Below are 23,253 nucleotides of genomic sequence, written 5' to 3'. Positions count from 1 at the left end.
TTTCGGCCCGAGCCGGCGGGCGCGGGGTTTCTGCGATCGAGGCTCGGGCCGAAACCCCGCGCCCGCCGGCTCGCGAACGGGCGCGTCGGCCGCGGCCGGCAGACCGGCCAGGATGCCCGCCCGCAGCGCATCCGGCGCACGGTGGTAATCGGCCTGCCGCACGGCCTGCACCAGCGTGACGATCCGCGCGCGTTCGCGGCGGCACGCATCGCACCCTTCGACATGCTGCTGGACCCGCAACGCATCGGGCGCCGACAGCTCGCGGTCGACGTCCGCGTCCAGCAACGCGCGCGCTTCGTTACAGTCCATCGATAGCCTCCGATGCGGTTCCGCCGGCCGTCGTACGGGCCGGCCTGCCTTCGGGCGCCGGTGCCGGCACGCCGCCCAGCAGCGCGGCGAGCTTGCGCCGGCCGCGCGCGAGCCGCGACATCACCGTGCCGACCGGCACGTCCGCGATCGCCGCGATCTCGCGGTAACTCAGGTCCTCCATCTCGCGCAGCACGAGCACCTCGCGGTACTCGGGCGGCAGCTTCGCGAGCGCCGCATTCACGAGCCGCACGTTCTCGCCGCGCAGCAGCTGCGCGAGCGGATCCTCCGCCGCCGGCTGCCAGTCGTCGGGCACGTCGGTGTCGTCCAGCGTATCGGGCAGCGCGACCTCGTGCGCATGCGTGCGGCGCCGCCACTCGGTGTACCAGGTGTGGCGCACGATCGTCAGCAGCCATGGCCGCGCGTTGTCGCCGCGACACGAATCGACGAAGCGCAGCGCGCGCATGCACGCGTCCTGCACGACGTCGTCCGCGTCGCCGGCATTGCCGCTCAGCCAGCGCGCGAGGTTGTACGCGGCGTCGAGATGCGGCAGCACGAGCGTGCGAAACCGCTCGCCGCGCGCGACCGCGTCGTCCGCCGCCCGTTCATCGACCGCCTGTCCGGCTTGCCCCACATGGCCTCCCTGGTCCCGGCGGCCGATGCCGCGCCCGTTCCGCGCACGGCGCCCGGACAGACCGGCAGCGTGCGCGCTCGATGACCATACCGTTGCTGCGTCGAGTTTATTCCCGCGCCGGGGGCACGAAGCGAAAAAAAGCGCCGGGGCGCCCGCCGCTCGTTACGGCGTGGTGCTCCAGTAGCCGGGGCGCGCATACGCGGCCCTCAGGTAGTCGATGAAATAGCGCACGCGCGCCGGCACGTAGCGCTGCTGCGGGTAGACCGCGAGGATGTCGTAGTCGGGCAGCGCGTATTCGTCGAGCACGGTCTCCAGCTCGCCCGTCTCCAGCTGCGCGGCGATTTCCCAGGTCGAGCGCCAGCCGAGCCCGAGCCCCTCGGCCACCCAGCGGTGCAGCAGCTCGCCGTCGTTGCAGTCGAGGTTGCCGGTCACGCGCATCGTCGCGATCTTGCCGTGGCGCTGGAAATACCAGCCGCGGTTCTGTCCGCCCTGCAGGTTGAAAGCCAGGCAGTTGTGCTTCAGCAGGTCGTCGAGCGATTTCGGCCGGCCGTGCCGGCGGAAATACCCGGGCGTGCCGCAGACGACGCGCCGGTTCGACGCGAGCTTCACCGCGACGAAGTTCGGATCGACGGCGCCGCCGATCCGGATCGACAGGTCGTAGCCTTCGCGCACGAGATCGACGACGCGGTCGGTCAGGTTGAACGACAGCTGCATCTCGGGCTTGTCGGCCAGAAAGCCGGGCGCATGCGGCGCGACGTGCTTGCGCCCGAATGCGGCCGGCGCCGAGACGATCAGGTGCCCGCTGACCGCGCGCCGCCCGGCGGCCAGCTCGTTCTCGGCCTGGTCCCATTCGGACAGCAGCCCGCGGCAGCGCTCGAGGAACGCGGCGCCCTCCTCGCTGACCACCAGCCGCCGCGTCGAGCGGTACATCAGCTTCACGCCGAGGCGTTTCTCCAGCGCGTCGATGCGCCGCCCGAGCACCACCGGCGACACCCCCTCCTCGAGCGCCGCCGCCGCGAGGCTGCCGGCATCGGCGACCCGCACGAACGTCTCGATCTGCTTGAAGCGATCCATCTCCTGTCTCCGTCTCTGTTCCGGCCCCGCGAGAAGCCCCGTCAGGCCGTCATTCCATACTTTTAGTTTCGAAATAAGCGACTTGGGCGGATCTTATCAAACCTTTCCTGCATCCCTAAAGTGTCCCCAACAGACCCATTCGCAAGATCCGCCACATATCCAGGAGACATTCATGGCCAAGATGAGAGCCGTCGACGCGGCAGTGCTCGTGCTCGAGAAGGAAGGCATCCAGACCGCGTTCGGCGTGCCGGGCGCGGCGATCAACCCGTTCTACTCCGCGATGCGCAAGTCCGGCGGCATCAGTCACGTGCTGGCGCGCCACGTCGAAGGCGCATCGCACATGGCCGAAGGCTTCACGCGTGCGGCGCCCGGCAACATCGGCGTGTGCATCGGCACGTCGGGCCCCGCCGGCACCGACATGATCACCGGCCTCTACTCCGCGTCCGCCGACTCGATTCCGATCCTCGCGATCACCGGCCAGGCGCCGCGTGCCCGCCTGTACAAGGAAGACTTCCAGGCCGTCGACATCGAGTCGATCGCGAAGCCCGTCACGAAGTGGGCCGTCACCGTGCGCGAACCGGCGCTCGTGCCGCGTGTGTTCCAGCAAGCCTTCCACCTGATGCGCTCGGGCCGTCCGGGCCCGGTGCTGGTCGACCTGCCGATCGACGTGCAGCTCGCCGAAATCGAATTCGACATCGACACGTACGAACCGCTGCCGGTCTACAAGCCCGCGGCCACCCGCGCGCAGATCGAGAAGGCGCTCGCGATGCTCAACGACGCGGACAAGCCGCTGATCGTGTCGGGCGGCGGCGTGCTCAACGCGGCGGCCGAAGACCTGCTCGTCCAGTTCGCCGAAACGATCGGCGTGCCGGTGATCCCGACGCTGATGTCGTGGGGCGCGATTCCGGACGACCACCCGCTGATGGCCGGCATGGTCGGCCTGCAGACGTCGCACCGCTACGGCAACGCCACGCTGCTCGCGTCCGACTTCGTGCTCGGCATCGGCAACCGCTGGGCGAACCGCCACACGGGCAGCGTCGAGGTCTACACGAAGGGCCGCAAGTTCGTGCACGTCGACATCGAGCCGACGCAGATCGGCCGCGTGTTCGGCCCGGATCTCGGTATCGTGTCCGACGCGAAGGCCGCGCTCGAGCTGTTCGTCGCCGTCGCACGGGAATGGCAGGCCGCCGGCAAGCTGAAGGACCGCGGCGCATGGGTCGAGGAATGCCAGGCACGCAAGCGCACGCTGCAGCGCAAGACGCACTTCGACAACGTGCCGGTCAAGCCGCAGCGCGTGTACGAAGAGATGAACAAGGTGTTCGGCCGCGATACCTGCTACGTCAGCACGATCGGCCTGTCGCAGATCGCCGCCGCGCAGTTCCTGCACGTGTTCAAGGCGCGCAACTGGATCAACTGCGGCCAGGCCGGCCCGCTCGGCTGGACGATCCCCGCCGCGCTCGGCGTGCGTGCCGCCGACCCGAGCCGCCCGATCGTCGCGCTGTCCGGCGACTACGACTTCCAGTTCATGATCGAGGAGCTGGCGGCCGGCGCGCAATTCAAGCTGCCGTACGTGCACGTGGTCGTGAACAACTCGTACCTCGGGCTGATCCGCCAGGCCCAGCGCGCGTTCGACATGGACTACTGCGTGCAGCTCGCGTTCGACAACGTGAACGCGCCGGAATTGAACGGCTACGGCGTCGACCACGTGGCCGTCGCGGAAGGCCTCGGCTGCAAGGCGCTGCGCGTGTTCAAGCCGGAAGAGATCGAGCCGGCGCTGCGCCAGGCGCAAACGCTCGCGGAACAGTTCAGCGTGCCGGTGGTCGTCGAAGTGATCCTTGAGCGCGTGACGAACATCTCGATGGGCACCGAAATCGACGCGATCAACGAATTCGAGGATCTCGCCGAGAAGGCCGAGCACGCGCCGACCGCGATCTCGATGCTCGACTGAACCGCCGGACCATTTGACTGACCGACCGAAGAGGCTTAGCTCATGCCGAAGTTTGCTGCAAACCTGACCATGCTGTTCAACGAAGTGCCGTTCCTCGACCGCTTCAAGGCGGCCGCCGACGCGGGCTTCGACGCCGTCGAATTCCTGTTCCCGTACCCGTACGCGAAAGAGGAACTCGCCGAGCGGCTCGAGACGCACCGCCTGCGCCTCGTGCTGCACAACCTGCCCGCCGGCAACTGGGACCAGGGCGAGCGCGGCATCGCCTGCCTGCCCGATCGCGTCGGCGAATTCCAGGAGGGTGTCGGCCGTGCGATCGAGTACGCGAAGGCGCTGAAGGTGCCGCAGCTGAACTGCCTCGTCGGCATTCCGTCGGCGAGCACCGCGCGCGACAAGACGTTCGTCACGATCGTCGACAACCTGCGCTTCGCGGCCGACGCGCTGAAGCGCGCAGGCATTCGCCTGCTCGTCGAGCCGTGCAACAGCTTCGACATTCCGGGCTTCGCGCTGAACCGTTCGTCGGAAGGCCTCGACGTGATTCGCGCGGTCGGCTCGGACAACCTGTTCCTGCAGTACGACATCTATCACATGCAGCGCATGGAAGGCGAACTGGCCGCGACGATCGAACGCAACCTCGCGTCGATCGGCCACGTCCAGCTCGCGGACAACCCGGGCCGCAACGAGCCGGGCACGGGCGAGATCAACTACGCGTTCCTGTTCGCGCTGCTCGACCGGCTCGGTTATGCCGGCTACGTCGGCTGCGAATACAAGCCCCGCACCACCACGACGGAAGGCCTCGGCTGGCTGCAAAGCGTCGCCGGCTGCGCACCGGGCTCGGCGCGTCGCGCCGCCTGAGTCGTCCCCTTCCCGTCATCCGCCCAATAGGAGACTTTCACATGGCAACCATCGGTTTCATCGGCCTCGGCATCATGGGCGCGCACATGGCGCGCAACCTGCTCAAGGGCGACCACCAGCTCGTCGTGAACGGCGCGTTCCCGATCCCGGACGATCTGCGCGCGAGCGCGAAGGTCGTCGCGAACTCGACCGAAGTCGCGCAGCACGCCGACATCATCATCTCGATGGTGCCGGATACGCCGGACGTGCGTAACGTGCTGTTCGCCGACGACGGCGTCGCGAAGGGTCTGACGGCCGGCAAGCTCGTGATCGACATGAGCTCGATTTCGCCGCTCGACACGCAGGCTTTCGCGAAGCAGATCAACGCGCTCGGTTGCGACTACCTCGACGCACCGGTGTCCGGCGGCGAGGTCGGCGCCCGCGAAGCGACGCTGACGATCATGGTCGGCGGCCCGGAGAAGGCGTTCGAGCGCGCGAAGCCGCTGTTCGAGAAGATGGGCAAGAACATCACGCTCGTCGGCGACAACGGCGCCGGCCAGACCTGCAAGGTCGCGAACCAGATCATCGTCGCGCTGAACATCGAGGCCGTCGGCGAAGCGCTCCTGTTCGCCGCGCGCTCGGGCGCCGATCCGGAGCGCGTTCGCCAGGCGCTGATGGGCGGCTTCGCCGCGTCGCGCATCCTCGAAGTGCACGGCGCGCGGATGACGAAGCGCACGTTCGATCCGGGCTTCCGCATCGAGCTGCATCAGAAGGACCTGAACCTCGCGCTCGACGGCGCACGCAAGCTCGGCCTCGCGCTGCCGCATACGGCCAGCGCGCAGCAGCTGTTCAGCGTGTGCGCATCGCACGGCGGCAAGGCATGGGATCACTCGGCACTCGTACGCGCGCTCGAGATCATGTCGAACTTCGAGATCGGCCAGACGCCGGCCGCGTAACGCGACTGCCGCACCGCGCGTTTCCGCTGCAATGGCGGAGGCGCGCGACAGACATGCGCGAACCGGCCGCGGCCGGTCGCATCGATGCGCGGACACGCGCGCATCACGGTGGGGCGCCCCGCCCTGCATCGCCAACGGCGTGCGGGACGGGGCGAAAAACGCCGCTCTGGGCTGAGAGCGGCGTGGTGGGGTCCGCAGCGGCACCCGGCGGCGCCGGGGAAGCCTTGGTCGGTCAGACGTCGTCGTCGGGTGTCCGCCTGTCGGATTTCGCGTATTACATTTCTTTACGTTCGAGCGCGCGATTTTTCATGCAATCGTCGCGCTGAACGCCTACACTTTCGCCACGCCTTTCGAGAAAACCGCCGCGCTTGCGTTCACGTTCGTGAATGCGCCCAGCGCGGTGTTTTTTTCGCCACTTCATGGCGCGTTTTCTGTTCAACCACCTAAGGAGTGCAGCGATGGGTCTTCTTTCGTTTATCAAAGAGGCGGGTGAAAAACTGCTGGGTCATGCCGATGCGCAAGCAGCGGAAGATCCGAATGCCGCAAACCAGACCGCGGCCGATGCGATCAAGAATTACATCAACTCGCAAGGGCTCGACACGTCGAACCTGACCGTCGCGTTCGACGGCGCATCGCGCACCGTCACGCTGTCGGGCAGCGTCGCCGACCTCGACACGAAGGCGAAGGTCAAGGTCGCGGCCGGCAACGTGCAAGGCGTCGCGGGCGTCAACGACGACGATCTGCAGCCGGACGATCCCGAAGTGCAGTATCACGACGTGAAGCCGGGCGACACGCTGTCGGCGATCGCCAAGGAAGTGTATGGCGACGCGAACAAGTATCCGGCGATCTTCGAAGCGAACAAGCCGATGCTGTCGAGCCCGGACCGGATCTACCCGGGCCAGAAGCTCGTGATTCCGCCGCAGTCCTGAGCAAACTTGCCGGACTGATGCAAAAAAGGCAGGCCGATGGCCTGCCTTTTTCATGGGCGCCGCGCGCCGCCCGATCGGCCTGTCGCCGTTACAGCGTGTCGAATGCGCGCTGCAGCGCGTCGCGACCGACAATGCCGTTCGCGAGTGCGAGCATCAGCAGCACGCGTGCCTTGAACGGATTCAGCGAGCCCGCGCTGACGAAACCGAGCGCATCGTCGCTCGCGGCGCCGTTGCGCATCACATGCCCCGACCCGACGCGCGACGCACGGACCACCGCCACGCCGGCCTTCACCGCATCGGCGAGCGCCGCCTGCAGCGTCGCATGGATCGACCCGTTGCCGGTGCCCGCGACGACGAGGCCGCGCACGCCGGCAGCCACGAGCGCGTCGACGGCCGTGCGCGTGACGCCCGCATAGCTCGCGACGACTTCGACGGGCGGCCACGCCGCGGCGATCGCCAGCTGCGAGTCGCGCGAACGCGTGACACGGCGCGCGAATTCGACGCGGCCGTCCTGCACCCAGCCGAGTGCGCCCAGTTCCGGCGACTGGAAGGCGTCGACCGCATAGGTGCTCGTCTTCACGACGTCGCGCGCGGCGTGGATCCGGTTGTTGAACGCGACCAGCACGCCTTGCCCGCGCGCGGCCGGATGGCCGGCCACCGTCACCGCGTTCAGCAGGTTGAGCGGGCCATCGGACGACAGCGCGGTCGCCGGCCGCATCGCGGCCGTCAGCACGACCGGCTTCTCGCCCGTCACGACCAGATGCAGCGCGTACGCGGTTTCCTCGAGCGTGTCGGTGCCGTGCGTGATCACGATGCCGTCGATCGCCGGATCGGCCATCAGCGCGTCGATCCGCGCGGCAAGCGTGTTCCACAGCGGCAGCGCGAGATCCTTGCTGTCGATGCTGGCGATCTGCTGGGCGTCGATGCGCGCGACCGACGCGAGCGCCGGTACCGCGTCGACCAGGAAATTGACGCCGAGCGCGCCGGCCTGGTAGCCGGCCGTGCTGGCCGCGTCGGGCGCGGCGCCGGCGATCGTGCCGCCGGTAGCGAGCACGGCGATGCGCGGCAGCGCCGCCGCGGACGAAGGGGATGCGGGATTCGGAGTATTCATGGCCGCGATTGTAATGGCTCGCGGCCGGGATCCGGCAGGTTCCGGCGCGGCGGCCGATGCCGACGGCCGCGCGTCATGGTTTGTCCCGATCGCCCGGTCGCGCGCGCGGTCAACGGCCGTGGCGTCCGCAACGTTATAGAAAGTGCCGTTGTGGTGTTTTCACATGGATTTGCCATAATCGGAGCGCACGGCGCGATGCGGCCCTATCCGCAACGCGGCGTGCTTCGTGACGGCGTCGATAACACGCAATTCACCCCATGGGAGTGTCGAAATGAAAATCCAATCGCTCGTAGCCGCAGTGCTGCTCGGCGGCATGCTGGCTTCCCCCGCATTCGCGGCGAACAGCCAGCAGGACAAGATGAAGGCCTGCAACACCCAGGCAGCCGGCAAGACGGGCGACGAACGCAAGGCGTTCATGAAGGACTGCCTGTCGGCGAAGCCCGCGAAGGCGATGACGCAGCAGGAAAAGATGAAGGCGTGCAACACGCAGGCCACCGGCAAGAAGGGCGACGACCGCAAGGCGTTCATGAAGAGCTGCCTGAGCAATCAGCCGGCCGCCTGAGTTCCGGCGCTCCCGTATCGAATGCCGCGCACCGCTTCGGCGGGCGCGGCATTTTTCGTTTTCGTTGCACGCGCATCGACATGCGCGGTTCCCCTCCGTCCTCCCCCTTCCCGCCCCGCTTTTCCGGCCCGCTGTCCAAGCACCGCCACATGGTGCGGCAATTCGCCGCGTTTTCTTCTATGATGGCTGCAACGCGGCCCACCCAAGTACAAGAAGCGCCATCGGGCCGCCCTCGAGACGGACGCGCACGCGCGTCAAACGGAGGCTTGGATGGCATGGAGACAACACCGCTGGTTCCGCCGCTGGCTGATCGTCATCGTGTTCTGGGCCGTGCCCGTCGCGATCGTCGCCGTGCGCGAGATCCGCGAGGAAATGGCCTACAACAAGGCGGACCTGCAGCTCGCGCTGACCACCTGGCAGCTCACTGAAGCCCAGCAAGCCGCCGGTGCCGCCGCGAAGTGCCACGGGGATCCTGACGAGGCGCGCGCGGCCGGCTGCCCGGCCGACGTGCTGGCCGCCAACGCGCCGCGCCAGCAGGCGGCCCGCGACGAATACGTGGTGCGCCGCAATACGCTCGCCGGCTACCTGTGGCATGCGTTCGTCGGCTACTGGGTCGTCCCGGCCGCGTTCCTGTTCGCATGCGGGGTCGTGATCGCGCTGATCCGCCGCGCGCTGCGCCGCCCGCCGATCAAGCCGCCCGTCCCGCCCGTCACGCATTGATGTGCGGCGCAACGCCGCCCTCCCGTCGATCGATCGACCGCCGCCGTGCACCAAATCCACCCGGCGCGCTGGCGCCGGTCCGTCCGTTGGCGCGCCGCGACACCCCCGCGCGATTTGACGCTTTTTCACGTGCCGACGAAAAGAGGCTGTAATCCGCTGTGTTATAACTGCCGACGTGATCCGCTCCATGAGCGAGACTCACTCCGAACATCATCCGATGGAGAAGAACGATGCAAAAACGGAATCTTGTGCTGAAAGCCGCCGCTGCGCTCATCGTCGGTAGCCTCGCGCTCACCGGTTGCACCACCACCCCGGACAAGCCGGACAACGCCGCCACCAACGCGTCGAAGCGCCAGTCGATCGACGCGAGCGTCGACGCCACGCTGTCGCGCATGTACTCGACGGTCAAGGGTTCCCGCGAACTCGTCGCGAAATCGCGCGGCGTGCTGGTCTTCCCCGACGTGATCCAGGCCGGCTTCATCGTCGGCGGCCAGTCGGGCAACGGCGCGCTGCGCGTCGGCGGCAGCACGGTCGGCTACTACAACACGTCGTCGCTGTCCGTCGGCCTGCAGGCCGGTGCGCAGTCGAAGGCGATCGTGTTCCTGTTCATGACGCAGGAAGCGCTCGACGAATTCCGCGGCTCGGACGGCTGGGCAGCCGGCGCCGGCGCTTCGGTCGCACTCGTGAAGATGGGCGCGAACGGCGCCGTCGACACGACCACGGCCACCGCGCCGGTCCAGGTCGTCGTGCTGACGAACGCGGGCCTGATGGGCGACGTGTCGATCAACGGCACGAAGGTCACGAAGCTCAAGATCTGACGCTGACGCACCGCCCGCGCGCGCCGCGCGCGGGCCATGCGCAAACGGCGATGTCCTTGCGGACATCGCCGTTTTTTCATCCGTCCGCGTGCCGCGTCGGCGCGTTCAGGTCGTCGAGTCGATCACCTTGAAGCGCGAGCGTTTCTGCGCGCGGATCACCGACTGGTAGACGTCGACGTACTGCTGCGCCATCCGGCGCGACGTGAAGCGCTCCTCGAAGCGCTGCCGCACGCGCGCACGCGGCAGCAGGTGCAGCCGGTTCACGGCGGCCACCGCGCTGATTTCATCCTCGACGATGAACCCCGACACGCCCTCGTCCACCACCTCGGGCACCGCGCCGCGATTGAACGCGACCACCGGCGTGCCGCACGACATCGCCTCGATCATCACGAGGCCGAACGGCTCCGGCCAGTCGATCGGAAACAGCAGCGCATGCGCGCCCGACAGGAACTCGGCCTTCTGGTGATCGGCGATCTCGCCGATGTATTCGACGTGCGGCAGCGCGAACAGCGGCTTGATCTCGCGCTCGAAGTACTCCTGGTCGGCCGCGTCGATCTTCGCGGCGATCCGGATCGGCAGCCCGCACTGGCGCGCGATGCGGATCGCGGTATCGACGCGCTTTTCCGGCGAGATGCGGCCGAGGAACGCGAGATAGCGCGGCTCGACCGGTTGTGGCATGTACAGCGTGTCGGGCAGCCCGTGATAGACGGTCGTCAGCCATTTCGCCTGCGGCAGCGGCTGGCGCTGCGAGTTCGAAATCGAGATCACCGGCGCCGTGTTGAACGTGTCGAACACCGGCTGCTGCTCGGGCAGGTCGAGCCGGCCGTGCAGCGTCGTCACGTACGGCGTTTCCTGCCGGTTGAAGACCGAGAACGAGTAGTAGTCCATGTGGAAATGGAGCACGTCGAAATCCTTCGCGCGGCGCGCGACCGTCTCCATCAGCAGCATGTGCGGGGCGACGCGGTCGCGGATCGACGAATCGAGCCGCAGCGCGCGCGGCCACACGGGCTCGAGCCGGGCCCGCGTCGTCGAGTCGCCGCTCGCGAACAGCGTCACGTCGTGGCCAAGCTCGACGAGCGCCTCGGTGATGTAGGACACGACGCGCTCGGTGCCGCCGTACAGCTTCGGCGGCACGGATTCGGTCAGCGGGGCGATCTGCGCAATTCTCATGGTCCACGTCTCCTGTGTCCTTCCCTGGCGGCCCGGCCGGCGGGCGATCGCGCATTGCGCGCGCCCGACCCTTGCAGCGCTGGCCGGCAAGGCGCCAGCCGCCTATCCCGACATTATTCGCGATCCCGCTGCCGGGGGCCGCCCGTCTTGCATTTTATGGGCGTTGTTACAGACAGGATACATTCCGTTCGCGGGGCAACCGCTTCCACCGCGCACGGCCGAATCGATCCGGCCCCGTCAACGCGACGGCCACTTCCAGGCCGGCAGGTCGCGCGTGTCGGCATCGACGAGCGCGGTCGCGCCGAGCTGCTTGTCGAGCACCAGCGATTCGCAGCCGGCCTCGCGCTCGAGCGTCGCGATCAGCCGCGCCGCGTGCGACACGACGAGCACCTGCGAGCGCCGCGCGGCCTGCGCGATCAGGCGGCCAAGCGCGGGCAGCAGATCGGGATGCAGGCTCGTCTCCGGTTCGTTCAGCACCATCAGCGCCGGCGGGCGCGGCGTCAGCAGCGCGGCCGCGAGCAGCAAGTAGCGCAGCGTGCCGTCGGACAGCTCGGCCGCCGCCAGCGGCCGCAGCAGCCCCGGCTGGCGCATCAGCACGTCGAACCGGCCGCGGCCGCCCGGATTGTCGATCTCGACCGACGCACCGGGAAACGCGTCGTCGATCGCCGCGTCGAGCGCGGCCGCGTCGCCGATTTCGCGGATCGTCTGCAGCGCGGCGGCGAGATCGGCGCCGTCGTCCGCGAGCACCGGCGTGTGGGTGCCGATGTGCGACTGGCGCGCCGGCGCCTGCGCATCGGTCCGGAAATGGTCGTAGAAGCGCCACGAACGGATCCGCTCGCGTACCGCGATCATCTCGGGCGCGCCGGTCGGATCGGCGAATTCGGTCATCATGCTGTCGAAGCTCGCGACCGGCTGCGGAATCGTCCACCAGTCGCCCGACGCGGTGCGCGCGCGGATCTGCGCGCCCTGCCGGTCGACCAGCAGCGTCGACGGACGCGGCAGCGCGCCGGCCCAGATGCATTCGCGCTTGACCACCGGATCGAGCGCGAACTGCGAATGGCTCGCGACCGGCAGGCCGAGATCGATCGAATAACCGAAGTCGGCGCACGCGAAGCCGAGCTTCAGGCTCACGGGCCCCTTGCGCACCGTGCCCGTCACCGGCGCATCGCCGTCCAGCATCGCGCGCGAGAAGCGCTCGGGGCCGGCCCACAGCGTCGACGGCAACCCGCCCTCGCGGGCGAGCGACGGGATCACGCGGCCCTGCGCGGTGTCGGCGAGCAGCCGCAGCGCGCGGTACACGCTCGACTTGCCGCTGCCGTTCGGCCCCGTCACGACGTTGAGCGCCGCGAGCGGCACGATCAGCTCGCGCAGCGAGCGGTAATTGGCGATGGCAAGCGTCTTCAGTGCGGTCATGGGAAGAGGGGAATCCTCCGTGGCGGACAGGCGCCGGGCCACGCTCAGCGGCCGTCGACGGCCTGCGGATCGGCCGCGGTATTGGCCGCCGTGCTGGCGGCAGGCTGCCTCGCGTGCGGCCGTTCGGGATTCGGCGCGTCCGGCGCGGATTCGTGCGGATACAGCTCCATCCGGCTGCGCGGCAGGCATTGCGGGTAGCGGTCCTGCAGGTATGCGATCAACCCTTCGCGCACGCGGCAGCGCAGATCCCAGCACGACGACGCATCGGCCGCGCTGACGAGCGCGCGCAACTGCATCGTGCGCTCGGTCGCGTCGGTGACCTGCAGCACCTGCACGCGGCCGTCCCACTCGGGCGCCGCATGGACGAGCCGCGCGAGTTCCTCGCGCAGCGGCGCGAGCGGTGTCCGGTAGTCGACCGACAGGTAGACCGTGCCGATGATTTCCGAACTGCTGCGCGTCCAGTTCGTGAACGGGTTCTCGATGATCCATTGCAGCGGCACGACGAGGCGCCGCTGATCCCACAGCCGCACCGACACGAACGAGCCGGTGATTTCCTCGATGCGCCCCCACTCGCCCTGGATCACGACCACGTCGTCGAGCCGGATCGGCTGCGTGAGCGCGATCTGCAGCCCGGCGATCAGGTTGCCGAGCACCGGCCGCGCGGCGATACCGGCGACCAGCCCCGCGACGCCGGCCGACGCCAGCAGGCTCGCGCCCACCTGACGCACGTTCGGGAACGTCATCAGCGCGGCGCCGGTGCCGATGATCACGATCAGCACCATCACGGTCCGCACGAGCACCTTGGCCTGCGTATGGATGCGCCGCGCCTGCAGGTTGTCGGCCGTATCGATCGGATGGGCCTGGATGATCGCGTCGCCGACGCCGGCCGCGAGCCGCACCAGCAGCCACGTGAGCGACACGATCGAGCCGACCGCGGCCGCGGTGCGCATGCCGCGCACGAACGACATGCCGTCGTCCGCCTGGACCCACACGAACTCGAGCGCCAGCAGCGTGAGCACGACGAGCGACGGCTTGTCGATGTAGCGCAGGATCGCGCTCATCAGCGGATACGGCTGCGCGACGCGCTTGACGATGCGTGCGCCGAGGCGGTGCACGACCGCGACGACCAGCATGACGATGACCGACACGGCCAGCGTGCCGAGCCACGAATGCAGCGGCGCATCGGCGATGCGCTGCAGTTCCTCGATTGAAATCATCGGCTCCCTTGGGTGATGAGGCGTGCAGCCTCGTCCTGGGATGCGTCGGCGACGTCCGGGCCGCGCATGCGCCCGGACACGGCGTCAGGTCAGTTGCCGCTCCTGCACGGAAACGCCTTGCCGAGACCGAGCGACACGGCGGTGCTCGCGTTGTAGTCGGCCAGCTTCGGATTTTCCGCGATGTACTTGCGCACCGCGTCGGTCATCTGCTGCGCCCGGATGTCGGGCGGCAGGCAGAAATACTGGCCGACGCGCGGCCCCGTGGTGCCGCCGATCGCGTCGATCGTGTTGTAGACGCCGTCGGCGGCGCCTTCGATATAGGCCGCGCACGACGCCCGCGACTTCACGTCCGTCTTCGCGCACAGCCGGTCGAGATCCGCGCCCGTGAAAGCCGCCGCCGACAACGGCACGGCAAACGCCGCGGCACAAAACATTGCGCGCAACATGGTGTTCCTTATATCAATGCGGCCCGAGGCCGCCTGCTGCCTTGGCCGGCGCGGCGCCGGGCACCCTGCTCCGGCCGGAATCCGGCCGGCCGGGCACACCGTCCCGCACCGAAAACCGTCATTTTGCACTCTTTTGCGCATCTGCCGGCGTCGCCGCACCAATGCGCGTCGTCCGCTTGCTCAGGATCTCGATCGCGTCCGGCGCGTTGTAGTGCTTCGCGAACTCGAGCGCGGTGATGCCGAGCTGGTTCTTGACCTGCGGATCGGCGCCCTGGTCGAGCAGCAGCGTGACCGTCGACGCATGGTTGCCGCGCGCGGCCATCATCAGCGGGGTCGTGCCGTTCGGTGACGCCGTGTCGATGTAGGCATCGTGGTCGAGCAGCAGCTTCACGACCGCGTCCTGGCCGTTGGTCGCCGCGTAGTGCAGCGGCGCCCAGCCCTTCTTGCTGACTTCCGCGCCCTTGTCGATCAGCAGCTTCGCGAGGCCCAGGTCGCCGTTCAGCGACGCGAGCATCAGCGCGTTCTCGCCGGCCTTGTCTTCCTTCTCGAGGTCGACGTTCGGCGTCGTCGCGATCGCGGCCGCGACCTTGTCCGACTTCTCGCGCGCGGCGATCACCAGGATCGGATCGCCGTTCGGCGCGAGCGTGTTCGGGTCGAGCTTGCCGCTCTTGAGCTGCTTGCCGATGTCGGCGATGTCGTCGAACTTGACGGCCTTGACGATCGCGTCGAGCGACTCGGCATGCGCGCCGGCGGCGGCGAACAGGCCGCTCGCGACCAGCGCGGCGGCAACGAGGGCGCGTTTGGGCAGATGATTGGTCGGCTTCGTCATTGTTGTGGGCTCCTTCCCTGGGTTGTGTCGGCTGCGCGCACGTCGTTAGCGGGCGATCTTGAACAGCCGGAAAAAGTTCTGCGTCGTCGCATCGGCGAGCGCCTCGACGGCCATCCCGCGTTCGGATGCGATAAAGCGTCCGACATGGCTGACGTACGCAGGTTCATTCGGCTTGCCGCGATACGGCACCGGCGCGAGGTACGGCGAGTCGGTCTCGATCAGCAGCCGGTCGAGCGGCACGCGCCGCGCGACGTCCTGCACGTCGGTCGCGTTCTTGAACGTGACGATGCCCGACAACGAGATATGGAAGTTCTGCGCGAGCGCCTGCTCGGCGACGGACCACGGCTCGGTGAAGCAGTGCATCACGCCGCCGGGCACGTCGGCCCGCTCCTCGGCCATGATCCGCAGCGTGTCTTCCGACGACGCGCGCGTATGGATGATCAGCGGCTTCATCGTCGCGGTCGCCGCGCGGATGTGCGTGCGAAAGCGTTCGCGCTGCCATTCCATGTCGGCGATCGAGCGGCCTTCGAGGCGGTAGTAGTCGAGGCCCGTTTCGCCGATCGCGACGACCTTCGGGTGCGCGGCCAGCTCGACGAGCTCCGCGAGCGTCGGCTCGCGCGCGTCCTCGTGATCGGGATGCACGCCGACCGACGCGTAGACGTTGTCGTGCGCGTCGGCGATCGCGAGCACGTCGGGCAGCGTCTCGAAATCGACGGACACGCACAGCGCGTGCGTGACGTCATGCTCGCGCATGTTCTCGAGAACGGCCGGCAGGCGGTCGGCCAGGCCCTTGAAATTGATGTGGCAGTGAGAGTCGACGAACATCGTGTTTCCTGAATACGTAAGACGCGCGCTCACGCGCTCGCCGGCATGCGGCGACGGGCCGCGTCGCCGAGTGGTCCGTTCGATCCGTTCACCATTTCGCAACCCACGGGAATCAATACCGGATCACGCGAACATTTCCCGATATCCGAGAAACAATTCCTCGAATACGAGCCGTGCATTGAGCGGATGGTTCTCGACCGTCCGCTGCCGCGTCACGGCTTTCATGAAACGCGCGAACGCGTTCGCGTCGACCGCCTCCGCGCAACGCGCGAGCGCCGCCGCGTGCATCGGGAAGTAGCGCGGCGCGCCCGCCATCCGCTGCGCGAGCAGATCGTACAACCAACGCTGCAGCCAGCCGAGCACCAGCGGCACCGGCAGCTTCTGCAGCGTCTCGCCGCACGCGAACGGATCGCATCCGGCCCCGGCCGCGAGCTGCCCGAGCGTGTAGTCGCGCAGCGGGCGGTTCTCGTCGCTCGCGAGCGCCAGCGCGGCGAGCGGCGCGCCGCCGGCTTCCGCGAGCAGCGCGCGGGCGTGGTCGACGCCCTGCGCCGCAAGCCATGTCTCGGCCGCGCCGGGCGCCGGCACCGTCATCGGCCACTGCCGGCAGCGGCTGATGATGGTCGGCAGCAGGCGATCGATGCGTGCCGACACCAGCAGGAACACGACGCCGGACGGCGGCTCCTCCAGCGTCTTCAGCAGCGCGTTCGACGCGGCGACGTTGAGCGCCTCGGCCGGATACAGCACGACGACGCGCGCGCCGCCGCGGTGCGAGCCGACCCCGCAGAAGTCCAGCAGCGCGCGCACCTGCTCGATCTTGATTTCCTTGCTCGGCGCACGCGTCTTCTTGCCGCCTTCGTCCGCGTCGGCCGGCTTCGCGTCGTCCGCGGCGCCCGGCGCTTCGCCCGCCAGCGCCTCGGGCAGCACGATCCGGTAGTCCGGATGGTTGCCCTGCGAGAACCACGTGCAGGCCGCGCAGGTGCCGCACGGCTCGCCGTTCGGCCGCGGCGATTCGCACAGGAAGCCCTGCGCGAGATGCTGCGCGAACTGCAGCTTGCCGATCCCGGCCTGGCCGTGCAGCAGCAGCGCATGCGGCCATTGCGCGCGCAGTTGCTGCAGGCGGTTCCAGTCGTCGGTCTGCCACGGATAGATCATGTGGTGCGTTCCTTGCGGGTTACAGCGCGGCGAGCACGCGTTCGAGCTGCTGGCGGATCTCGGGAATCGACTGCGTCGCGTCGACGATCGCGAAACGGTGCGGCGCCTCTTCCGCGCGCCGCAGATATTCGCCGCGCGTACGCGAGAAGAACGCGTCCGATTCGCTTTCGAACTTGTCGGGCATGCGCGCGGCGCCACGGCGCTCGCTCGCGACGTGCGGCGCGACGTCGAACAGCACCGTGAGGTCGGGCTGGAAACCGCCCTGCACCCAGCGCTCGAGCGTTTCGAGCTTGTCGCGCGGCAGCCCGCGGCCGCCGCCCTGGTACGCGAACGTCGCGTCGGTGAAACGGTCGGACACGACCCAGTCGCCGCGCGCGAGCGCCGGCTCGATCACGAGCGCGAGATGCTCGCGGCGCGCGGCGAACATCAGCAGCGCTTCCGTCTCGAGGTCCATCGGCTGGTTCAGCAGGATCTCGCGCAGTTTCTCGCCGAGCTGCGTGCCGCCCGGCTCGCGGGTGACGACGACCTGCCGGCCGGCCGCGGCCAGCTTGCCCTGGAGCCGTTCGCAGAACCATTGCAGGTGGGTGGTCTTCCCCGCCCCGTCGATGCCTTCGAACGTGATGAATTTACCGCTCGCCATTATTGACCTCGTATGTACTTGTCCACGGCCTTGTTGTGATCGCCCAGCGTGTCCGAGAACACGCTCGTGCCGTCGCCCTTCGCGACGAAATAGAGCGCGCTCGTCGGTGCCGGATTGATCGCCGCCTGCAGCGCGGCGACACCCGGCAACGCGATCGGCGTCGGCGGCAGGCCGCGTCGCGTGTAGGTATTGTAAGGAGTGTCGGCCTGCAGGTCGCGCTTGCGCAGGCGGCCGTCGTACGCGTCGCCGAGCCCGTAGATCACCGACGGATCGGTCTGCAGCGGCATGCCGATGCGCAGCCGGTTCGCGAACACGGCCGCGACGAACGCGCGGTCGGCCGCGTGGCCCGTTTCCTTCTCCACGATCGACGCGATCGTCAGCGCTTCGTAAGGCGACTTGTACGGCAGCCCCGGCACGCGGGCGGCCCACGCCTCGTCGAGACGCGTCTGCATCAGGTGATACGCGCGCCGGTAGATGTTCAGGTCGCTCGTGCCCTTGTCGAACAGGTAGGTATCGGGGAAGAACAGCCCCTCGCCGCTGCCGCGCTGCACGGCGCTGTCCGATGCGCCGATCGCACGCAGCAGCTCGGCGTCGCTCATGCCGGCCGTCGAGTGCGACAGGTCGGGGTTCGCATCGAGTTCCGCGCGCATCCGCTTGAAGGTCCAGCCTTCGATGACCGTCGCGACGTACTCGTTCACGTCGCCGCGCGCGATCTTCTGCAGCACCTCGTAAGGCGTGATGCCGGTCTTGAATTCGTAGTTGCCGGACTTGAGCCGGCTCGACAGCCCGAGCACGCGCGTCATCGCGACGAACCCGAACGGTTCGACCGGCACGCCGCCGCGCTTGAGCTGCAGCGCGACGCTCTTCACGGTGCTGCGCGGCTTGATCGTGACGTCGAGCGATGCCGAGCCCAGCAGCAGCGGCCGGGTCGCCCAGTAATACCCGCCGCCCGCGCCGGCAGCGGCCACAACGACGGCCAGCGCCACGATCGTCGCGGCGCATTTCTTCAGTAGGGACATGGAAACGTGACTCAGGTAAGACCCATATAATACTTGCTCGCCTTCGTCAAAGTCAGGGTTGACTGTTCCCTCATTCCATGAGCACACCGTTCGCTTCACCGGCTGCCCAGGCCGCATCTGCCTCGCTCCCCGTTTTCCCCCGCCCGCCCGCCGCCGATTTCGATGCGCCGGGCGCCTGCATGCCGCTGCCGCAGTTCGGCGTGATCGACGTGGCCGGCGACGATGCCGCGACGTTCCTGCACAGCCAGCTGACCAACGACATCGAGCACCTCGATGCCGCGAGCGCGCGGCTGTCCGGCTATTGCTCGCCGAAGGGGCGCCTGCTGGGGTCGTTCCTCGCCTGGCGCGCCGGCCACGACGTGCGCCTGCTCGTGTCGAAGGATGTGCAGCCGGCCGTGCAGAAGCGGCTGTCGATGTTCGTGCTGCGCGCGAAGGCGAAGCTCACCGATGCAAGCGACACGCTCGCGGTGGCCGGCTTCGCGGGCGACGTACGCGACGCGCTGTCGGGCATCTTCGACGCGCTGCCGGACGGCGTGCACGTGAAGGTCGACGGCCCGGCCGGCGCGCTGATCCGCGTGCCCGACGCTGCCGGCCGCAAGCGCTATCTGTGGATCGGCCCGCGCGCCGAGGTCGACGCGCGCCTCGCGGCGCTCGCCGGCACGCTGCCGGTCGTGTCGCCGGCCGTGTGGGACTGGCTCGACATTCGCGCGGGCGAGCCGCGCATCACGCAGCCGGCCGTCGAACAGTTCGTGCCGCAGATGGTCAACTTCGACGTGATCGGTGCCGTTAACTTCAGGAAAGGGTGCTACCCGGGCCAGGAAGTCGTCGCGCGCAGCCAGTACCGCGGCACGATCAAGCGCCGCACCGCGCTCGCGCACGTCGCCGGCGACATCGATACCGTGCATGCCGGCGTCGAGCTGTTCCACAGCGACGATCCCGGCCAGCCGTGCGGGATGATCGTCAACGCGGCGGCCGCGCCCGCCGGCGGCGTCGACGCGCTCGTCGAGATCAAGCTCGCCGCGCTCGACAACGGCACGGTGCACGTCGGTTCGGCCGACGGCCCGGCGCTCGCGTTCGACGCGCTGCCGTACGCATGGCCGACGGAAGCGTGACGCACTGACAACCCATTCGGGCGCCGGCTCGCGAGTCGCAGCCGGCGCCCGATGTTTCCTGCGAGAGATTCGCCCGATGTGTCTGATTGCCTTCGACTGGCAGCCTGATGCCGCCGCCGGTCCCGTCTTTACCCTCGCCGCCAACCGCGACGAGTTCTTTCGCCGGACCAGCGCGCCGCTCTCGTGGTGGGAAGATGTGCCGGGCGTCCTTGCCGGCCGCGATCTCGAAGCGGGCGGCACGTGGCTCGGCGTTTCGCGCGACGGCCGGTTCGCCGCGCTGACGAACTACCGCGCGCCGTTCGACATCCGCGCGGGCGCACCGACCCGCGGCAAGCTCGTGTCCGATTTCCTCGGCGGCCCGCCCGTCGCGCCGCTCGAGTATCTCGGGCAGCTTGCCGAGCATGCGGCCGTCTACAACGGCTTCAACCTGCTCGTCGGCGACTGGCGGCGGCGCGAACTCGCGTGGTTCTGCAACCGTGCGCCCGAAGGTGAAAGCAAGGTCGCCGCGCCGGTCGCGGTCACGCCCGGCGTGCATGCGCTGTCGAATGCGCGGCTCGATACGCCCTGGCCGAAAGTCGTGCGCAAGCGCGCGGAACTCGGCACGCTGCTCACCGACGATCCGACCCCGCCGCTCGACGAGCTGATTGCACTGATGCGCGACCCGCACGTCGCGGACGACGACGCGCTGCCGCACACCGGCATCCCGATCGAGCGCGAGCGTGCGCTGTCGGCCGCGTTCATCGAGACGCCCGAATACGGCACGCGCGGCACGACCGCGCTGCGCGTCACGATGAAGGAAGGCGTGCGGCTGACGGTGGAGATCAAGGAGCGCTGCGACGACGACGGTTCGCACCGTACCGTGCGGCCGGGTTCGTTCGAGCGCGCGTTGACGTTCGACATCGACGTGGCGTCGGCACGGCCGCGCTGAACGCGCGCCTTTCGCGCTACGGCGCGCGCGTCATCTCGACATGCGGCACGCCGGCCTCGACGAACGGTTCGCCGACCGCCGCGAAGCCGTGCCGCACATAGAACGCCACCGCCGAATCCTGCGCATACAGCCGCACGGCGGCTTCGCCGCGCCGCCGCGCGGCCTCCAGCAGCGCGTTCAGCACGGCCGACCCGACGCCCTGCCCGCGCGCGTCGGCCAGCACCGCAACGCGGCCGATCGTACCCGACGGCAACAACCGTCCCGTCGCGACCGCACGGCGCGTGCCGGTTACCGCGTCGATCCGGTACGCGACCGCATGCAGCGACAGCGGATCGTCGTCGTCGAGTTCCCATTCCGGCGGAATCTGCTGCTCGCGCACGAACACCGCGTCGCGAATCCGCGCGGCGTCGCCGCCCAATACCGCCCAGTCGCCCGTTTCCACCACGCCGTCCGTCATCGCAGCCTCCCTGCGACGCGCGCCTTCGGGCGCCCGCCGTCAAATGTCGTCGAATGCGGCCTTCAGCGCCGCGACCGCATCGCCATGCGCGGCCCGCACCTCGGGCACGTAACCGCCCATCTTGAAGAATTCGTGAATCATCCCCGGATAGCAGACCAGCGTGACCGCATTGCCGGCCGCGCGCAGCTTGTCCGCGTACGCGGCCCCCTCGTCGCTCAGCGGATCGTATTCGGCCGTCGCGATCCACGCCGGCGCGACGCCCGCGAACGACGGCGCGCCGCGCGTGCCGTCGAGCGGCGCGAAGCGCCAGTCGTCGCGATCCGCCGGATCACGCACGTATTGCGTGAAGAACCACTGGATCGTGTCCTGCGTCAGCAGGTAGCCGTTCGCGAGCCGCGCGTGCGATGCGGTGTCCTGGTAACCCGTCACGCCCGGATAGATCAGCATCTGCAGTGCCAGGCGGATGCCCGCATCGCGCGCGAGCACCGCGCAGACGGTGGCAAGCGTGCCGCCCGCGCTGTCGCCGCCGACCGCCAGCCGTGCGGCGTCGATGCCGAACGTGGCGGCTTCGCGATGGAGCCACCGCAACGCGTCGTCGGCGTCGTTCACCGCGGTCGGAAACCGGTGTTCGGGCGCGAGCCGGTAATCGACCGACAGCACCGCGCACTGCGCATCGCGCGCGAACATCCGGCACAACGCATCGTGCGTGTCGACGCTGCCGACCGTGAAGCCGCCGCCGTGGTAGTAGACGAGCGCGGGCAACGGCTCCGCGAGGCTCGGCGCGACCGGCAGGTACAGCCGCGCACCGATCGTGCGGCCGTCGCGCGTCGGCACGACGCACGCCTCCACCGCATGCATCGGCGCCGGCGCGACATCGAGGATCGGCGCGCTCTTCTCGTACGCGGCGCGCGCCTGCTGCGGCGTCTGGTGGTGATAGGACGGGCGTTTCGCGCGCTCGATCATGTCGAGCACCTGGGCGATCTTCGGATTCAGCGGCATCGGGGAAAACAGCGCCTGCGCGGCGCCGTGAACGGACAAGCGTGCATGATGCCACGCCCGAATCAGGCAGGCGTGACGCGCGATGTGCCGGCTTTCCGTGCCGCCAAACGGAACGGCCCTGCCTCGACCAGCAGACCGGGCCGTGCGCCCGGGGGCCTACGCGTCGCTCGGGCCGGGCTGGGCGTCCGGCGCGGTGCGCGAACGCTGCCGCTTGATGTCGCGACCGACCGCGAGCCGCCGCATGTACTTGAACGTGCCGAGCGCCTTCGCGACGAAATTGCCGTCGCTGTCGCGCACTTCGCCTTCGCAGTAGGCCATCGTCGTCGAGCGGTGCATCACACGCCCATAGGCACGCAACTCGCCGCGCCCCGGCTGCATGAAGTTCACCTTCATCTCGACCGTGACGACGCCAACGCCGTCGTCGGTCAGGCTGCGCGCCGCCATCGCGAGCGCGATGTCGGAAAGCGTCATCGTCACGCCGCCGTGCGCGATGCTCCACGTGTTCATGTGCCGCTCCTCGAGCGGCAGCACGATCTCGCTCGCCCCATCCTTCGCGGACACGAGCTGCACGCCGAGCAGGTCGACGAACGGGCTTTCGATCGACGGGCCGTCCGTCGGGGTTGCCGCGTCGCTCATCGTGCGCTGTCGACGATGTAGTCGACGCACTCGCGCGATTCGGCGACCGCGACGACGAATTTCTTCACTTCCTGGTGGACCGGGTGCACCTGGTACGCGTCGAGCGCGGCCTTGTCCGCGAAATCGGATACGAGCACGATGTCCGCGGTCGCGTCGAGGCCCGGCGTCGCCACGCCGACGTCGATCTGCAAGGTGCCTGGTACGAGGTCACGGCAGCCTTCGAGCTTTTCCTTCAGCTTCAGCGCGTTCTGTGCGCGCGTCGCGCCTTCGGCCGATTCCTTCAACTTCCACATGACGATATGTCTGATCACTTCGGTTGCTCCAGTTTCTGTTGGTTCGGCACTTTGCCATAACCCTTTGCCAGTCGGGCGCTTCACGCCCTTCCGTCGTTCGCTTGCGTGCGCCGGAAATCGTGCCCGGCCGAGAAAAAAAGGGGTATTACTTCAACCCTCTCGGGACGATACCCCTTTTCCACCGTTTCGCTTACTGAGGCTGGTCCAATTTCCGTCTCGGTCTTGAAG

26 protein-coding genes are annotated in these 23,253 nt (G+C 68.6%); 9 read left to right on the top strand and 17 right to left on the bottom strand.

Going from position 1 to position 23,253, the window contains the following annotated elements; translation table 11 throughout:
* The 3 genes from G3N62_RS17320 to G3N62_RS17310 all read right to left on the bottom strand — a co-directional run.
* Positions 1 to 309: anti-sigma factor (locus tag G3N62_RS17320; RefSeq protein WP_241013129.1), on the bottom strand; the 309-nt coding region annotated here is incomplete at its 3' end.
* Positions 299 to 940, bottom strand: coding sequence for an RNA polymerase sigma factor (locus G3N62_RS17315; protein ID WP_206141263.1), 642 nt, complete (start codon positions 938 to 940; stop codon positions 299 to 301). The genes G3N62_RS17315 and G3N62_RS17320, both read right to left, overlap by 11 nt.
* Before the next feature lie 162 nt (positions 941 to 1,102).
* Positions 1,103 to 2,014 carry a LysR family transcriptional regulator gene (locus G3N62_RS17310; RefSeq protein WP_031399242.1) on the bottom strand — a complete coding sequence of 304 codons (912 nt, stop codon included), beginning with the start codon at positions 2,012 to 2,014 and terminating at the stop codon, positions 1,103 to 1,105.
* A gap of 172 nt (positions 2,015 to 2,186) precedes the next feature.
* Between G3N62_RS17310 and gcl the strand changes: the two genes are divergently transcribed.
* The 4 genes from gcl (at position 2,187) to lysM (ending at position 6,678) form a co-directional block, all read left to right on the top strand.
* On the top strand, positions 2,187 to 3,962 hold the full coding sequence (gcl, locus tag G3N62_RS17305) for a glyoxylate carboligase (protein WP_124669692.1): 1,776 nt from the start codon (positions 2,187 to 2,189) through the stop codon (positions 3,960 to 3,962).
* A 42-nt stretch (positions 3,963 to 4,004) separates the two neighbouring features.
* Positions 4,005 to 4,814 (top strand): hydroxypyruvate isomerase, encoded by an 810-nt coding sequence (gene hyi, locus G3N62_RS17300; RefSeq protein WP_034188688.1) that lies wholly within the window; start codon positions 4,005 to 4,007, stop codon positions 4,812 to 4,814.
* A 41-nt stretch (positions 4,815 to 4,855) separates the two neighbouring features.
* Positions 4,856 to 5,749, top strand: a complete 894-nt coding sequence (locus tag G3N62_RS17295) for a 2-hydroxy-3-oxopropionate reductase (RefSeq protein WP_034188689.1) — start codon at positions 4,856 to 4,858, stop codon at positions 5,747 to 5,749.
* Positions 5,750 to 6,207: 458 nt separating this feature from the next.
* Positions 6,208 to 6,678 (top strand): peptidoglycan-binding protein LysM, encoded by a 471-nt coding sequence (gene lysM, locus G3N62_RS17290; protein WP_034188690.1) that lies wholly within the window; start codon positions 6,208 to 6,210, stop codon positions 6,676 to 6,678.
* A gap of 88 nt (positions 6,679 to 6,766) precedes the next feature.
* On the opposite strand, the gene G3N62_RS17285 is transcribed toward lysM, so the two are convergent.
* Positions 6,767 to 7,789, bottom strand: a complete 1,023-nt coding sequence (locus G3N62_RS17285) for an asparaginase (RefSeq protein ID WP_124669693.1) — start codon at positions 7,787 to 7,789, stop codon at positions 6,767 to 6,769.
* Between the two features lie 271 nt (positions 7,790 to 8,060).
* Here G3N62_RS17285 and G3N62_RS17280 point away from each other — a divergent pair, with 271 nt between their 5' ends.
* The 3 genes from G3N62_RS17280 to G3N62_RS17270 all read left to right on the top strand — a co-directional run bounded on the left by G3N62_RS17280 (position 8,061) and on the right by G3N62_RS17270 (position 9,889).
* Entirely contained in the window at positions 8,061 to 8,351 is a 291-nt protein-coding gene (locus G3N62_RS17280; protein WP_011549641.1) for a PsiF family protein, read from the top strand.
* 270 nt (positions 8,352 to 8,621) lie between these two features.
* Positions 8,622 to 9,071: a membrane protein gene (locus tag G3N62_RS17275; RefSeq protein ID WP_034188692.1), complete on the top strand. Its 450-nt coding sequence runs from the start codon at positions 8,622 to 8,624 to the stop codon at positions 9,069 to 9,071.
* Between the two features lie 230 nt (positions 9,072 to 9,301).
* Positions 9,302 to 9,889, top strand: a complete 588-nt coding sequence (locus G3N62_RS17270; RefSeq protein ID WP_034188693.1) for a YSC84-related protein — start codon at positions 9,302 to 9,304, stop codon at positions 9,887 to 9,889.
* Positions 9,890 to 9,994: 105 nt separating this feature from the next.
* Here G3N62_RS17270 and G3N62_RS17265 read toward each other — a convergent pair whose 3' ends face one another.
* From G3N62_RS17265 to mltG, 9 genes are all read right to left on the bottom strand, one after another.
* Positions 9,995 to 11,059, bottom strand: coding sequence for a glycosyltransferase family 4 protein (locus G3N62_RS17265; RefSeq protein ID WP_034188694.1), 1,065 nt, complete (start codon positions 11,057 to 11,059; stop codon positions 9,995 to 9,997).
* Positions 11,060 to 11,296: 237 nt separating this feature from the next.
* On the bottom strand, positions 11,297 to 12,472 hold the full coding sequence (locus G3N62_RS17260) for an AAA family ATPase (RefSeq protein ID WP_124669694.1): 1,176 nt from the start codon (positions 12,470 to 12,472) through the stop codon (positions 11,297 to 11,299).
* 44 nt (positions 12,473 to 12,516) lie between these two features.
* Positions 12,517 to 13,689 carry a mechanosensitive ion channel domain-containing protein gene (locus G3N62_RS17255; RefSeq protein WP_124669695.1) on the bottom strand — a complete coding sequence of 391 codons (1,173 nt, stop codon included), beginning with the start codon at positions 13,687 to 13,689 and terminating at the stop codon, positions 12,517 to 12,519.
* Between the two features lie 89 nt (positions 13,690 to 13,778).
* Entirely contained in the window at positions 13,779 to 14,135 is a 357-nt protein-coding gene (locus G3N62_RS17250; protein ID WP_006485939.1) for a Rap1a/Tai family immunity protein, read from the bottom strand.
* A gap of 118 nt (positions 14,136 to 14,253) precedes the next feature.
* Positions 14,254 to 14,964 carry an ankyrin repeat domain-containing protein gene (locus tag G3N62_RS17245; protein ID WP_034188697.1) on the bottom strand — a complete coding sequence of 237 codons (711 nt, stop codon included), beginning with the start codon at positions 14,962 to 14,964 and terminating at the stop codon, positions 14,254 to 14,256.
* Positions 14,965 to 15,009: 45 nt separating this feature from the next.
* On the bottom strand, positions 15,010 to 15,789 hold the full coding sequence (locus G3N62_RS17240; protein ID WP_034188698.1) for a TatD family hydrolase: 780 nt from the start codon (positions 15,787 to 15,789) through the stop codon (positions 15,010 to 15,012).
* Positions 15,790 to 15,912: 123 nt separating this feature from the next.
* Complete coding sequence (locus tag G3N62_RS17235) at positions 15,913 to 16,941, bottom strand: DNA polymerase III subunit delta' (RefSeq protein WP_124669696.1); 1,029 nt, start codon at positions 16,939 to 16,941, stop codon at positions 15,913 to 15,915.
* A 19-nt stretch (positions 16,942 to 16,960) separates the two neighbouring features.
* Complete coding sequence (gene tmk, locus G3N62_RS17230; RefSeq protein WP_034188700.1) at positions 16,961 to 17,581, bottom strand: dTMP kinase; 621 nt, start codon at positions 17,579 to 17,581, stop codon at positions 16,961 to 16,963.
* Positions 17,581 to 18,600: an endolytic transglycosylase MltG gene (mltG, locus tag G3N62_RS17225; RefSeq protein WP_034188701.1), complete on the bottom strand. Its 1,020-nt coding sequence runs from the start codon at positions 18,598 to 18,600 to the stop codon at positions 17,581 to 17,583. Before mltG ends, tmk begins: the two co-directional genes overlap by 1 nt.
* Before the next feature lie 77 nt (positions 18,601 to 18,677).
* Here mltG and G3N62_RS17220 point away from each other — a divergent pair, with 77 nt between their 5' ends.
* Both G3N62_RS17220 and G3N62_RS17215 read left to right on the top strand, forming a co-directional pair.
* Positions 18,678 to 19,712, top strand: a complete 1,035-nt coding sequence (locus G3N62_RS17220; RefSeq protein WP_124669697.1) for a folate-binding protein YgfZ — start codon at positions 18,678 to 18,680, stop codon at positions 19,710 to 19,712.
* Positions 19,713 to 19,788: 76 nt separating this feature from the next.
* On the top strand, positions 19,789 to 20,640 hold the full coding sequence (locus G3N62_RS17215; protein WP_069245649.1) for an NRDE family protein: 852 nt from the start codon (positions 19,789 to 19,791) through the stop codon (positions 20,638 to 20,640).
* 16 nt (positions 20,641 to 20,656) lie between these two features.
* Here the strand turns inward: G3N62_RS17215 and G3N62_RS17210 are convergent, their stop codons facing one another.
* The 4 genes from G3N62_RS17210 to G3N62_RS17195 form a co-directional block, all read right to left on the bottom strand.
* Complete coding sequence (locus G3N62_RS17210; protein ID WP_049034503.1) at positions 20,657 to 21,097, bottom strand: GNAT family N-acetyltransferase; 441 nt, start codon at positions 21,095 to 21,097, stop codon at positions 20,657 to 20,659.
* Between the two features lie 39 nt (positions 21,098 to 21,136).
* The gene (locus G3N62_RS17205; protein ID WP_049034504.1) at positions 21,137 to 22,096 is read right to left on the bottom strand and encodes an alpha/beta hydrolase; all 960 of its coding nucleotides are present in this window, start codon (positions 22,094 to 22,096) and stop codon (positions 21,137 to 21,139) included.
* Positions 22,097 to 22,252: 156 nt separating this feature from the next.
* The gene (locus G3N62_RS17200) at positions 22,253 to 22,732 is read right to left on the bottom strand and encodes a PaaI family thioesterase (RefSeq protein ID WP_034188705.1); all 480 of its coding nucleotides are present in this window, start codon (positions 22,730 to 22,732) and stop codon (positions 22,253 to 22,255) included.
* Complete coding sequence (locus G3N62_RS17195) at positions 22,729 to 23,043, bottom strand: Dabb family protein (protein ID WP_027787175.1); 315 nt, start codon at positions 23,041 to 23,043, stop codon at positions 22,729 to 22,731. The genes G3N62_RS17200 and G3N62_RS17195 overlap by 4 nt, the downstream gene beginning before the upstream one ends.
* Positions 23,044 to 23,253: the final 210 nt, after the last annotated feature.

It is taken from the genome of Burkholderia sp. Tr-20355 (genome assembly GCF_017104685.1).
GTDB lineage: Bacteria > Pseudomonadota > Gammaproteobacteria > Burkholderiales > Burkholderiaceae > Burkholderia > Burkholderia seminalis.
This window is presented reverse-complemented; position numbering and strand designations above follow the sequence as displayed.